At 64.4% G+C, this 12,998-nt stretch carries 11 protein-coding genes and 1 pseudogene; 9 read left to right on the plus strand and 3 right to left on the minus strand.

Annotation, left to right across the window (positions count from 1 at the left end; genetic code table 11):
- Positions 1-11: 11 nt before the first annotated feature.
- The 3 genes and pseudogenes from KVO92_RS22580 to KVO92_RS03230 form a co-directional block, all read right to left on the minus strand.
- Positions 12-254: pseudogene (locus KVO92_RS22580) on the minus strand (sigma-54-dependent Fis family transcriptional regulator); the annotation flags it as partial.
- Positions 255-456: 202 nt separating this feature from the next.
- Positions 457-2,430, minus strand: coding sequence for a sensor domain-containing diguanylate cyclase (locus KVO92_RS03225; protein ID WP_217474241.1), 1,974 nt, complete (start codon positions 2,428-2,430; stop codon positions 457-459).
- A gap of 237 nt (positions 2,431-2,667) precedes the next feature.
- Positions 2,668-4,608: a sigma-54-dependent Fis family transcriptional regulator gene (locus tag KVO92_RS03230; RefSeq protein ID WP_217474242.1), complete on the minus strand. Its 1,941-nt coding sequence runs from the start codon at positions 4,606-4,608 to the stop codon at positions 2,668-2,670.
- Positions 4,609-5,000: 392 nt separating this feature from the next.
- On the opposite strand from KVO92_RS03230, the gene KVO92_RS03235 reads away from it, so the two are divergent.
- The 9 genes from KVO92_RS03235 to KVO92_RS03275 all read left to right on the plus strand — a co-directional run bounded on the left by KVO92_RS03235 (position 5,001) and on the right by KVO92_RS03275 (position 12,721).
- Complete coding sequence (locus tag KVO92_RS03235) at positions 5,001-5,504, plus strand: gluconate 2-dehydrogenase subunit 3 family protein (RefSeq protein WP_217474243.1); 504 nt, start codon at positions 5,001-5,003, stop codon at positions 5,502-5,504.
- Positions 5,505-5,561: 57 nt separating this feature from the next.
- Positions 5,562-7,139 (plus strand): GMC family oxidoreductase, encoded by a 1,578-nt coding sequence (locus KVO92_RS03240; RefSeq protein WP_217474244.1) that lies wholly within the window; start codon positions 5,562-5,564, stop codon positions 7,137-7,139.
- A gap of 23 nt (positions 7,140-7,162) precedes the next feature.
- On the plus strand, positions 7,163-8,152 hold the full coding sequence (locus KVO92_RS03245) for a thiamine pyrophosphate-dependent dehydrogenase E1 component subunit alpha (RefSeq protein ID WP_217474245.1): 990 nt from the start codon (positions 7,163-7,165) through the stop codon (positions 8,150-8,152).
- Between the two features lie 144 nt (positions 8,153-8,296).
- A complete protein-coding gene (locus tag KVO92_RS03250; RefSeq protein WP_254621345.1) occupies positions 8,297-9,367 on the plus strand; it encodes a 2,3-butanediol dehydrogenase in 1,071 nt (356 codons plus the stop codon).
- Positions 9,368-9,380: 13 nt separating this feature from the next.
- Entirely contained in the window at positions 9,381-10,403 is a 1,023-nt protein-coding gene (locus tag KVO92_RS03255; RefSeq protein ID WP_217474247.1) for an alpha-ketoacid dehydrogenase subunit beta, read from the plus strand.
- A gap of 5 nt (positions 10,404-10,408) precedes the next feature.
- Positions 10,409-10,642: a lipoyl domain-containing protein gene (locus KVO92_RS03260; protein ID WP_217474248.1), complete on the plus strand. Its 234-nt coding sequence runs from the start codon at positions 10,409-10,411 to the stop codon at positions 10,640-10,642.
- Positions 10,643-10,644: 2 nt separating this feature from the next.
- Positions 10,645-11,346, plus strand: coding sequence for a 2-oxo acid dehydrogenase subunit E2 (locus tag KVO92_RS03265; protein WP_217474249.1), 702 nt, complete (start codon positions 10,645-10,647; stop codon positions 11,344-11,346).
- Complete coding sequence (locus KVO92_RS03270; protein WP_217474250.1) at positions 11,343-12,110, plus strand: lipoate--protein ligase family protein; 768 nt, start codon at positions 11,343-11,345, stop codon at positions 12,108-12,110. The genes KVO92_RS03265 and KVO92_RS03270 overlap by 4 nt, the downstream gene beginning before the upstream one ends.
- A 53-nt stretch (positions 12,111-12,163) precedes the next feature.
- Positions 12,164-12,721, plus strand: a complete 558-nt coding sequence (locus tag KVO92_RS03275) for a VOC family protein (protein WP_217474251.1) — start codon at positions 12,164-12,166, stop codon at positions 12,719-12,721.
- Positions 12,722-12,998 lie beyond the last annotated feature (277 nt).

Consider the following 12,998-nt stretch of genomic DNA (forward strand, 5'->3'; position numbering starts at 1 on the left):
TTCACCATGAATGCGATGGCGCTGACGTTCCAGTTTTCCCGACGCAGCAGCTCACGTAGCGCCCGAGCCGGCTCGTACTCCGAGGCCGGACCGACAGCCTCGTCGCGGCAGCGCGCGAGGACGCGGGGCAGGCACTCGTCCGGCAGGTCCTGAACGGTGATCTCGTCTTCCTCGCAAGTCGCCAGCGCATACTGCAGGACATTTCGCAGTTCGCGGATATTGCCCGGCCACGGATAGGCCAGCAGAGCGCTCATCGGGGGGCGGAAGGCGCACCTGGTCATGACTGGCATAGGAATACTCAGCACATCGGCCAGCTCGCGCAGTCGAACAGCTGGTCGATACGTGCTTGGTCAAGGGTCCCGAACGGCCCAGGCTGCATCAGGCTATGCTCGGCCAGCAGGCCGCGCGCGCATGCGCCGCGCCGGCCGCAACGGCTAGCCGGACAAGGCGCTCGGTTCATCCAGCCAGGACGTCGCTCGCCGCGACCACGCAGTCCCTTCCGCGCTGCTTGGCCGCGTACAGCGCCTTGTCGGCCTTGTTGTAGAAGGCCGCGAAGTCCTCGCCGGCGGCAAGCTGTGCAACGCCGAGGCTGGCGGTGATGGAGACGTTCAGCTCGCCCGACGAAACAGTACCTTGCGCAATGGAGCATTTAAGCCGCTCGGCGATCTCCATCGCGTCCGCTTCCGTCGCACGCGGCATCAACACCGCGAATTCCTCACCACCCAGGCGGGCCAGGACGTCGCCGGCACGGAGTGCGCGTTGACAGGTTCGCGCCACCATCCGGAGCGTCTCATCGCCCACCGGATGGCCGAAGCGATCGTTGACGCTCTTGAAGTAATCCAGGTCGATCAGCGCCAGCGACAACGGCTGGCCATGACGCGCCGCGTTGCTGATCTCGATGCCAACCGCTTCGGTGAAAAACCCGCGGCTTTTCGCGCCGGTGAGGAAGTCGGACGTCGCCAGCCGCTCGAGCTCGCGGCGGGCCAGGTCTTCGCTGATCATGCTGCCGACCAGCCGTGCCACCAGGCGGATAAGCTCGCCATCCCGGCCGCGGGGTTCGTCCCGTGCCGGCGTGAAGACGAAGCCGACCGCACCATGGCGCGAGCCGCCGATCACCACCGGAACCGCTGATACCGCGTGGTCCGCGCCGTGTATGTACAGGTGCGAGATCGCCTCGAACGAACGCAGCGCCCTGGGTGCCTCCTTGTGATGCACTTCACGCAGCGCTGCCGCGAACAGTTCGGTCAACTGGCCCCGGTCCAGTCCGTCGTCTAGGGCCGGCGACGCGCAGTAATGGGTCACCGTCCACCCATCCGGCTCCAGGCTGGCGTACAGCGCGTAGTCGGCAGTCAGGTAGTCCCGACTCAATTGCAAGGCCGCGTCGATTCGCTCGTTCAAGGTCGCCGGCTTCACCGCGATATCGTTCAACGTGCGCAGCCCTTGGATGAGTGCCAACAAGCGATTGCGAAAGGTGAACTGCAGCGATATCGAGCGGGCCAGTAGCGCCGCGCCGAACATCATCAGGAGCGATACGCCGGCGGACCATACCTTGTACCGCTCCCAACGCTGGTGATGCTCGGCGAACACATCCTCCACATCGAGGGCGACGACCACCGATTGCGATAGCTCGGCCAGACGCCGATAGACGTAGATTTTCGGGCGGCCGTCGATCGGGCTCAGCGCCTGGACGCTACCGCTGGGGGGCGAGCCATCCTGGACGAAGGGCAAGCTGGACGGAAGCGCGACACCGATCAGGTTCGTCGCTGCGGCTTGGCCACTGCCCCGCGCACGCAGGACACCGTCCGTGCCGACCAGCATGATGGCGCCGCGCTCGCCCAACTGCACACCGCCAAAAAACCGCGTGAAGTAATCCGGGTCCAGCGAGATGACCAATACACCCATCAATGTCTTACCATCCCTGATCGCCCGCGTGACCTGGATGGTGTGTCGCCCGGACACGCGACCCAGCACCGGTTTGCTGATATGCAAGGTATCGAGCGTCGAGGCGCGATGAACCTTGAAGTGTTCGCGATCGGACAGATCGATCGCCTCCTTGGGCGGCCCGAGGCTCGAATAGCGCAGAAAGCCGTCCGCGCCGATAACGGCAATCTGTACGAGCAGATCGTTGTAGAACGCGTTTTGCAGCGCGCGCACGCGCTCGTCGAAGTGCTGCGGCCCGCGCTGCCATTCCGGACGCAGCAGTTTCAGTGCCGTGTCGGCGTCCTGAAAGGTGCTGGCGACGTTCTCCTCGAAGGCCAGCGCAAGATTGGCGGCTTCATCCACTGCCTTCTGTGCGATGAAATCTCGGTTGCGCTGCTGCTCGATCAGCAGGACGGACCAGATCAAAACCACCAACACTAACGCGATCCCGGGGATCGTCGCGGGGTGGGAAATGATCTTTCCGAACGAAGGGTTCGTAGACAGCGGCATGACTGCACCGAGTTAATAGCGTTGTGCCACTATCATAACGTACCAACAGCCTCTCTAAGCACGCTGTTTCCGACGGATTACCTGGCCTCCATAGCCCGAAACGCTATAAGCACCCGTTCTGGTATGCACGAAGCGCCATCACACACGAGCCGCCTATACGGCTGGCGCCTGACGCTCCGGACACTCCCTCTGGCGAACCACGCCCCACTCCCCCAAAGAGGCCGATAGCGAATTGGATTACCGAGGCGGCTCGACACCGAGTACGCGCATGCGCCGGTACACCGTGGGGCGGGACACGCCGAGTTCCCGCGCGACGGCGCTGACGTTCCAGTTCTCCCGACGCAGCAGCTCACGTAGCGCCCGAGCCGGCTCGTCCTCCGAGGCCGCACCGACAGCCTCGTCGCGGCAGCGCGCGAGGACGCGCGGCAGACACTCGTCCGGCAGGTCCTGAACGGTGATCTCGTCTTCCTCGCAGGTCGCCAGCGCATACTGCAGGACATTTCGCAGTTCGCGGATGTTGCCCGGCCACGGATAAGCCAGCAGAGCGCTCATCGCATCGCCGCGCAGATGCGGGCTCCCCGGTCGCCCCTCGGCGAGTTCGGCAAAGACGCGCTCGATGAGAAAGCCCTTGTCGGCACGCTCGCGCAACGGTGGCAGCTTCAGCGAGGCGCCGTTCAATCGATAGAACAGGTCTTCGCGAAACGCCCCGCTTTCGACCATCTGCCGGAGGTCGCGGTGGCTGGCGGCAACCACGCGGATATCCACCTTTATCGGCTGCTCAGCGCCCAGCGGCATCACCTCCTGCTCGGCCAGCACTCGCAACAACCGGGTCTGCAAGTGCAGCGGCATGTCGCCGATCTCGTCGAGGAACAACGTGCCGCCGTCGGCCTGCTGGATCAGCCCGCGCATGCCCTTGCTGCGCGCCCCGGTAAAGGTGCCCGGGGCATAGCCGAACAGCTCGCTTTCGATCAGCGATTCGGGCACGGCACCGCAGTTGATCGCCACGAAGGGCTTGCTCCGTCGGCAGCCGCTGTCATGCAGCGCCTTGGCCAGCCGCTCCTTGCCGGTGCCGGTCTCGCCATTGAGCAGCACGTTGAGCGGTTCGCTGCACAGGCGCTTGGCGCGGGCGAGCATCTTGCGCATGACCGGATCGTCGTCGGCCAGCGCGTCGAGGGCCGAGTGACCGCCCGGAACGCTGCGTTCGGCCGGCGCCGCGCCGCGCCGCCGCGGCTCCAGCAAGGCAGCGAAGAACAGCTGGTGCTGACGCTGGGTGCGGAAGGCGCGCACCTGGTCATGGCTGGCGTAGGGAATACTCAGCACATCGGCCAGTTCGCAGTCGAACAGCTGGTCGATACGTGCCTGGCCAAGGGTCCCGAACGGACCAGGCTGCATCAGGCCATGCTCGGCCAGCAGGCCGCGCGCGGCGGTATTGCCGGCCAGCAGCTCGCCGTCGTCGCCCAACGCCAGCAGGTAGCGCCGGTTGATCAGCACGAATTCCCGCGAACCGTCGAAGCCGAGAATCGGCCGATCCCGGTAGAGCCGCATGAAGTAGGCATCCTCGATCATCCGCGCGTATTGCTTGACCAATTGCAGGGCGAAGGTTTGCGAATCCTTGCTCGGCGGCGAATGCAGCGCGGAGATGTCGAGCACGGCCAGCAACTGCCCCTGCGGGTTGAACATCGGGACTGCCGTGCAGGTGAGGTTGGTGTGCCAGGCACTGAAATGATCATGCTGATGGCAGGTCAGCGCCTGCTGCTCCTTGATGCAGGTGCCGACCGCGCAGGTGCCCGCATGGTCTTCGCCCCAATCCGAGCCCAGGTAAAGACCAGTCTTGCGGTGGGCCTTCTCGTCGGCCGGATCGCCAAGAAACTGCACCGCGATGCCGCGGTTATCGGTCAGCAGGATCACATAGCCCAGTTCGGCGATCTGCCGGTAGAGCTGCTCCACGCCGGCACGGGCGACATTGATCAACTCGTCGGCCTGATCCTGGTGCTCGCGCAACACTTGCCGCGGAACGAAGCGCGCTTCGGCCGGGCGCGCCGGGTCCAGCCCGTAATCGTGCACACAGCGCCGCCACGAGCGGGCGATGATCGGGTCCCGGTCGCCGGGTAAATGCGGCGCATTGGCCAACGAAAGCACCGCGTCGATATGGCTTACAGGGCCGGACAGCATATTCATGCACTCTCCTCGAAGCACCGGCATCGTCAATGCGAGTGCTTCCGGCATAACGCTTTATTGTTGTTCAATGATTGTCAGGATAAACCATTGCGATGACCTGACCAGCCTAAACTTTGGATGTACGGCCTGGTACTACCGATAGCTCGTTGGCGGTGTAAAACGCTTTACAGCTCTTTACAGGTGTAACGCCGGAAGCGTTTTACAGGTTCATTACAACGGCCTATCACTGGAATATTTTATCGTTTTTAATCAATGGTTTAACGTAATAACACAATACATTTAAAAGTTGGCATGACAACTGCTCGATCTGTTTTGCGGAACAACTCTCGCATAACAAGATCACCGCAGCCTGATTGACATCAGAACTGCTGGTAATAATCAGGAGTCATGTCATGCACAATTCCTTAGGTAGGAGCGACACGCTCAACCGGCGGCGCTTCCTCTCGCTTTCCGGTCAATCCCTCGCCGTCATGGGCCTCGCTCAGCTCATTCCGGTCAACCTGCTCGCCGATGACAAGCTGCCGGACCTCCCCGACGGTCTGCTGCGCATGGGCCGTGACATCTTCCCGCACGATTTCATCAGTGATCGCCATTACATCGAGCCGCTGCTGGGCCTGGTGGACGAACAGCCTGAGCTGGTGGCCAGCGGGCTGGCGCACCTGCAGACGCGTGCCGGTCAGGCGTACGACGCGCGCTTCGAGCAGCTTGGCGAAGCCGACCGGGTCGCCCTGCTGACCGAGATCGAAGCCACGCCCTTCTTCAAGGCGGTGCGCGGCAGCCTGATGTTCGGCCTCTACGACAACAAGACGCTGTTCCCCCTGTTCGGTTACGAAGGCTCCTCCTGGGAGAAAGGCGGCTACGCCCATCGCGGCTTCGACGATATCGACTGGCTCTGAACACACACCCTGCCCGCGCGAGCGGGAACACAACAAAAACAAGATGAGGATTACTCCATGGCAACTTTCGCTCAGGACGACGATGGCGTCGTGGTGATTATCGGCTCCGGTGCCGGCGGCGGGACGATGGCCAACGCGCTGGCCAAACAGAAGATTCGCAGCGTGGTGCTCGAAGCCGGCAAGCGCTTCACCCTCGATGACATCGAGAACGACGAGTGGGCGATGTTCAAGAAGATCTCCTGGCTCGATAAACGCATCGCCGCAGGCGGCTGGCACCTGGCCGAGAACAACCCCAGCCTGCCGGCGTGGATCGTCAAGGCGGTCGGCGGCAGCACGGTGCATTGGGCCGGCATCGCCCTGCGCTTTCGTGATTTCGAATTCAAGATGCGAAGCATCAACGGCGATATCGCAGGCGCCAACCTGCTCGACTGGCCGGTGACGCTGGAAGAGATGGCGCCTTGGTACGAGAAAGCCGAGAAGCACATGGGCGTGACCGGCCCGAGCACCGGCATGGCGTACCACCCGTGGCACAACTCTTTCAAGGTGCTGGCCACCGGCGCCAAGCGGGTCGGCTACAAGGAGATTCTCTCCGGGCCAATGGCGATCAACACCGAGCCCTACGACGACCGCGCCGCCTGCCAGCAGATCGGCTTCTGCATGCAGGGCTGCAAGATGGGCGCGAAGTGGTCGACGCTCTACACCGACATTCCGCGCGCCGAAGCGAGCGGCTACTGCGAAGTGCGCCCGCAATCGATGGTGCTGCGCATCGAACACGACGCCAAGGGCCGCGCCAGTGCGGTGGTCTATGCCGATGCCCAGGGCAACATCCAGCGGCAGAAGGCTCGGGTGGTCTGCGTGGCGGGCAACTCCATCGAGTCGCCGCGTCTGCTGCTCAACTCCGCTTCCTCGATGTTCCCCGACGGGCTGGCCAATTCCTCCGGGCAGGTCGGGCGCAACTACATGACCCACACCACCGCCGGCATCTTCGCGGTGATGCCCAAGCCGGTGCACATGTACCGCGGCACCACCTGTGCCGGGGTCATTTCCGACGAGTCCTACAACGACCCTTCTCGCGGCTTCGTTGGTGGCTATCGGCTGGAAATTCTCGCCCTCGGCCTGCCCTTCCTCTCCGCTTTCCTCGACCCGACACCCAAGGGTTGGGGCCGTCAGTTCAGCTCGCGCATGGAAAAGTACGACCACATGTCCGGCGTCTGGCTATGCGGTGAAGACCTGCCGCTGGAGAGCAACCGCATCACCCTGCATGCCACCGAAAAGGACCAGTACGGCCTGCCCGTACCGGTGGTGACCAAGAGCGACCACCCGATGGACGCCGCGATGCGCAAGCACGGCGTCGCCGCCACCGCCAAGTGCTACGAGGCCGTCGGTGCCACCGATGTGATCGAGCTGCCGCCCTACCCGGCCAGCCACAACATGGGCACCAACCGCATGAGCGCCAAGGCCCGTGACGGCGTGGTGAACAAGTGGGGCCAGAGCCACGACATCCCCAACCTGTTCGTCTCCGACGGCAGCCAGTTCACCACCAGTGGCGGCCAGAACCCCACCCTCACCATCGTCGCGCTGGCCCTGCGCCAGGCCGACCAGATCGGCCGTCTGCTCAACCAGCGTGCGATCTGACTATCAATCAAGGGAGCCCACCCATGACACAGCCCAACGACACGCAGCGCCTGTGGATGTACGAACAGATGCTGACCAGCCGCTACATGGAGGAATCCATCGAGCGCATCTACATGGAAGGCAAGACCCCGGTGTTCAACATGGCCAAGGGCCCGATCCCCGGCGAGATGCACCTTTCCAACGGCCAGGAGCCTTGCGCGGTGGGCGTCTGTGCGCACCTCGAGGCGACGGACATCGTCACTGCCACCCACCGCCCACACCACATCGCCGTGGCCAAGGGTGTGGACCTCAACGAGATGATGGCCGAGATCTTCGGCAAGGCCACCGGCCTGTCCGGCGGCCGCGGCGGCCACATGCACCTGTTCGACGGCCGGGTGAATTTCTCCTGCTCGGGAATCATCGCCGAGGGCATGGGACCGGCAGTCGGCGCGGCGCTGTCGCGGCAGATGCAGGGCAAGCCCGGCGTGGCCGTGTCCTTCATCGGCGAAGGTGCAGCCAACCAGGGCGCCTTCCATGAAACGCTGAACCTGGCCGCGCTGTGGAAGCTGCCGGTGGTGTTCGTCATCGAGGACAACGCCTGGGGCATCTCGGTGGCCAAGGCCAGCGCCACCTGCATCAAGCAGCATCACGTACGCGCCGCGGCCTACGGCATGCCCGGTGTATTCGTCGAGAACAACGACCCGGACGGTGTGTTTCGCGCCGCCGGCGAAGCCATCGAGCGCGCCCGCGCCGGAGGCGGCCCGACCCTGATCGAGATCGAGACCTACCGCCTGGCCGGCCACTTCATGGGCGATGGCGAAACCTACCGCCCCGAAGGCGAGAAGGACGGCCTGATGAAAAAGGACCCGATTCCCGGATACCGCCAGCGCCTGATCGACGAGGGTGTGATGAGCGCGGCGCAGGCCGAGGACATCGAGGCCCGCGCACGCGGCCGCGTTGACGAAGCCATCGCCTTCGCTCGGGAAAGCCCCTACCCGCGCCCGGAAGAAGCGCTGGAAAAGGTGTTCGTGTAAGGCCCATCAACCCTGGGAGTGAGCGAGCTCGCCAGCTCCCACGAAGGCCGTGCGCGGAAAACCGAGACCGTAGGGATGAGCTTGCTCGCGAACGAAGCCCAAGCCAGAACAACAAGAGGAACACCCATGAATAGCCAAGCCACCATGACCGCCGCCGTCTGGCACGGCCGCAAGGATATCCGCCTGGAACAGGTGCCGTTGCCCACGGCGCCGCAACCGGGCTGGGTGCAGATCCGCGTGCATTGGTGCGGGATCTGCGGGTCCGACCTGCACGAATACCTTGCCGGCCCCGTGTTCATCCCGGTGGATGCGCCGCACCCGCTCACCGGCATCAAGGGCCAGTGCATCCTCGGCCACGAGTTCTGCGGCGAGATCGTCGCCACCGGTGACGGTGTCGAGGGCTACGCCCCAGGCGACAAGGTTGCCGCCGATGCCTGCCAGCACTGCGGCCAGTGCCGCTTCTGCAAGACCGGCCAGTACAACCTCTGCGAACAGCTGGCGTTCACCGGGCTGATGAACAACGGCGCCTTCGCCGAGTTCGTCAATGTGCCGGCCGAGTTGCTTTATCGCCTGCCTGACGGCTTTCCGCTGGAGGCCGGCGCGCTGATCGAACCGCTGGCCGTCGGCATGCACGCGGTGAAGAAGGCCGGCAGCCTGCTTGGCGAAACCGTGGTGGTGGTCGGCGCCGGCACCATCGGCCTGTGCACCATCATGTGCGCCAAAGCCGCGGGCGCCGGTCAGGTCATCGCGCTGGAGATGTCCGCCGCGCGCAAGGCCAAGGCACTGGAAGTCGGCGCCAACCGGGTCATCGACCCCAGCGAGTGCGACGCCATCGCCGAGATCAAGGCGCTCACCGGCGGCTACGGTGCCGGCGTCTCCTTCGAATGCATCGGCCACAAGTCCACCGCCAAGCTCGCCATCGACGTGATCCGCAAGGCCGGCCGCTGCGTGATGGTGGGCATCTTCGAGGAACCCTCGGAATTCAACTTCTTCGAGATCGTCGCCACCGAGAAACAGGTGATCGGCTCGCTCGCCTACGCCGGTGAATTCGCCGATGTCATCGCCCTGATCACGGACGGCCGCATGGACGTCACCCCGCTGATCACCGGCCGCATCGGCCTGGACAACATCCTCGAACAGGGCTTCGAGGAGCTGGCCAACCACAAGGACCGCAACGTCAAGATCATCGTCAGTCCCAGCGCGCTGGCCGGCTGAACAGGAGAACCCCATGACTACTGCCACAAGCGAGAAAAAACTCACCGTCGCCCGCGCCATGGCCGCCGCCGTGGCACAGGAGATGCGCCTGGACCCGTCCGTGTTCGTGATGGGCGAGGACATCGGCCAGCTCGGCGGCGTATTCGGCAACACCCGCGGGCTCTACGAGGAATTCGGCAAGGAGCGCATCCGCGACACGCCGATTTCCGAAACCGCCTTCATCGGCGCCGCGGTGGGCGCCGCCTCGGACGGTATGCGGCCGATCGTCGAGCTGATGTTCGTCGACTTCTTCGGCGTCTGCATGGACGCCATCTACAACCTGATGGCCAAGAACACCTACTTCTCCGGCGGCAAGGTGCCGGTGCCCATGGTGCTGATGGCCTCCACCGGCGCCGGCTACTCGGACGCCGGCCAACATTCGCAGTGCCTGTACGGCACCTTCGCCCACCTGCCGGGCATGAAGGTGGTGGTGCCGAGCAACGCCTATGACGCCAAGGGCCTGATGACCGCGGCGATTCGCGACGACAACCCGGTGGTCTACCTCTTCCACAAGGCATTACAGGGCATGGGCTGGCTGGGCACCGAGAAAGGCGCCACGGTGCCGGTGCCGGAAGAGCCCTACGTCATCGAGATCGGCAAGGCCAACACCGTGCGCGAAGGCCGCGACGTCAGCCTGGTCAGCCTCGGCGCCGGTGTGCATCACGCCTTGCGCGCCGCCGCGCAGCTGGAGAAGGACGGTGTCAGCGCCGAGGTCATCGACCTGCGCAGCCTGGTGCCACTGGACCGCGAGCACGTCATCGCCTCGGTGAAAAAAACCGGCCGGCTGATCGTGATCGACGAGGACTACCACAGCTTCGGCGTCAGCGGCGAAATCATCGCCAGTGTGGTCGAGCACGACATCGGCATGCTCAAGGCCCGTCCGCAGCGGGTGGCCTTCCCAGACATCCCCATCCCCTTCACCCCGGTCATGGAGCAATGGGCCCTGCCCAACGCCGACAAGATCGTGGCCGCCTATCACGCCATGCATAAGGAATGACAGCTATGAGTACCCCCATCGTAATTGCAGACGACCTCTGGGAAGGCGACGCCGAAGCGGTGATCACCTCCTGGCTGGTCAGTGACGGTGCCGAAGTGGCCGCCGGTGACCTGGTCGCCGAGGTCATGTCGGAAAAGGCCCAGTTCGAGATCGAGGCACCAACCGCCGGTGTCCTGAAGATCCTCGAAGAAGAAGACGCGGTGATCGCCAAGGGCGCGGTCATCGGCCAGGTGCAATAGCCATGACTCAACTGGAGAATCTGCCCGAGCGCGCGCCCGAACGGGTACCGCTCAAAGGCATGCGCAAGATGATCGCGGCGAAGATGCACGAAAGCCTGCAGACCACCGCGCAGCTCACTCACCACAGCGAATGCCGACTGGATGCGCTGAAGACCCGTCGCGCCGAGCTGAAGGCCGCGGGCAGTGCGGTGTCCGTGCAGGACCTGTTGCTGCTCAAGGTGATCGAGACGCTCAAGGCCCATCCCGGCCTCAATGCCACGCTGGAGGACGAGGTGATCCACCAGCACACGGCCGTGCACCTGGGCCTCGCCATCCCGCTGCCGGGCGATCTGCTGGTGGCCCCGGCGCTGTTCGACGCCGACCGGCTGGATGGCGAAGACCTGTCCCGGGCGCGCAAAGCGCTGGTGGACAAGGCCCAGGCTGGCAAGCTGTCGGTCAAGGAGCTGACCGGCGCCACCTTCACCGTCTCCAACCTGGGGCTGTCGCGGGTGCACCACTTCACGCCGATCCTCAACCCACCGCAGGTGGCGATCCTCGGCGTTGGCGGCATTCAGCGGCGGCTGGAACTCGGGCCCAGCGGCGAGCTGGCGGAGGTCGAGTGGATGGGCCTGTCCTTGACCTTCGACCATCGCGCTGTCAACGGCTCACCCGCGGCGGAGTTTCTCGACGACCTGTGTCGGCGCATCGAGGAGCACGCGGCATGAACGGCATCGCCCGGTTCAGTGTGGGCGCCGGCCTGAACGCCGAGCGGGCCTTGCTGCAGCGCGTCTGCGACGGGCTGTTCGACTGCCAGCTGCTGCTCTGGCGGCCGACCGGCCAAGCGCTGGTGATGCCCAGCAGTTTCGAACGCCGGCCCGGTTTCGCCTTGGCGAGCCAACGCTGCGCGGCGCAGGGTTGGCCGATCCTGCTGCGCGATACCGGCGGCGAGCCGGTGCCGCAGTCCTCGGCGGTGCTGAACATCGCCTTGGCCTGTGCCCTGCCGGCCAACGACGAGCCCGGTAACCGCATCGACATCGCCTATGAGCGGCTGCTCGAACCCCTCGCGCTGTGGCTGGCGGAACACGATCTTGCGGCGGGTGTGGGCGCGGTGCCAGGCGCCTTCTGCGACGGCCGCTTCAACCTCACCCTGGAGGGCCGCAAGGTCGCCGGAACCGCACAGCGCTGGCGGCGCAGCCGCGATGGACGCCCCGTGGTATTGGCTCACGCCGCGGTGCTGATCGACGACTGGCGCGACGCCATGGTCGACGTGGTGAACCGCTTCTACCACGCCTGCGCCAACGACCAGCGCTGCCAGGCCGAAAGCCACCTGGCGCTCGGCGAGCGGCTGGCCGATGCCTGGACGGCTGCCAACGCCCTACCCGAACGCTATCGAAAAGTGCTGGGTTGGCAAGGCCTGAACATCGGCGCCGCAACCGGCCTCTGCCCATCGCAAAACCAGATCGCCGGGCAGCGCTCCCCCTTGCTCTGAAAAAACAAAAACACCACGGGTCCGCCCGTCAGCCATGCAACGGAGGAAACACCATGAACCACCCTACCCCCACCCCGCCCAAAGGCAGCCTGCCCGGCCAGCGCGGCATCCAGCATTTCGGCCTGACCGTGCCGAACCTCGAGCAAGCCGTGAGCTTCTTCTGCGAGGTGCTGGGCTGCGAGCCGTTCTTCGAGCTCGGCACCTTCGCCTTCGACGATGACTGGATGAACGAGCACCTCAACGTCCATCCGCGCGCGGTGATCAGGAACTTTCAGATGCTGCGCTGCGGCAACGGCACCAACCTGGAGGTCTTCGAGTATTCAGCGCCCGACCAGGCCGGCACGCCACCAAAGAACAGCGACATCGGCGGCCATCACCTGGCCTTCTATGTCGATGACATGGATGCCGCGGTGGCCTTCCTGCGTGAACGCGGCATCCGCGTGCTTGGCGAACCCTCGACCTTCATCGAAGGGCCGGGCAAGGGCCTGACCTGGGTCTACTTCCTCGCGCCGTGGGGGCTGCAATTGGAGTTGGTCAGCTTCCCCGAGGGCATGGAGTACGAATCCGGCGTGACCCGCTTGCTCTGGGACCCGCGCTTTCCCGCACGCTGAACCGAGCTTGTACAGCACTGTACGCACAGGCGTTGGCATGGAGTGTCACGCAGCAGGGTCGCAACACCGCCAATGCTGGTAACGAAAGCGCAACGAAGCTGGACCTGTAGTTATAAATATTTAAATAACAACCCTGAAAAGCAGTGATACACGCGCGTCATGTTGCTCGCTATTAGAGGGCGCAACACCGGAAGTCGTTTTTTCAAAGAAAACAAATATTAAAAGAGCCTTACCGGCAATGCTCGCTTGAGGCATGCCTGAAGCGAGAACAAACCCT

It is taken from the genome of Stutzerimonas stutzeri (genome assembly GCF_019090095.1).
Lineage (GTDB): Bacteria > Pseudomonadota > Gammaproteobacteria > Pseudomonadales > Pseudomonadaceae > Stutzerimonas > Stutzerimonas stutzeri_AN.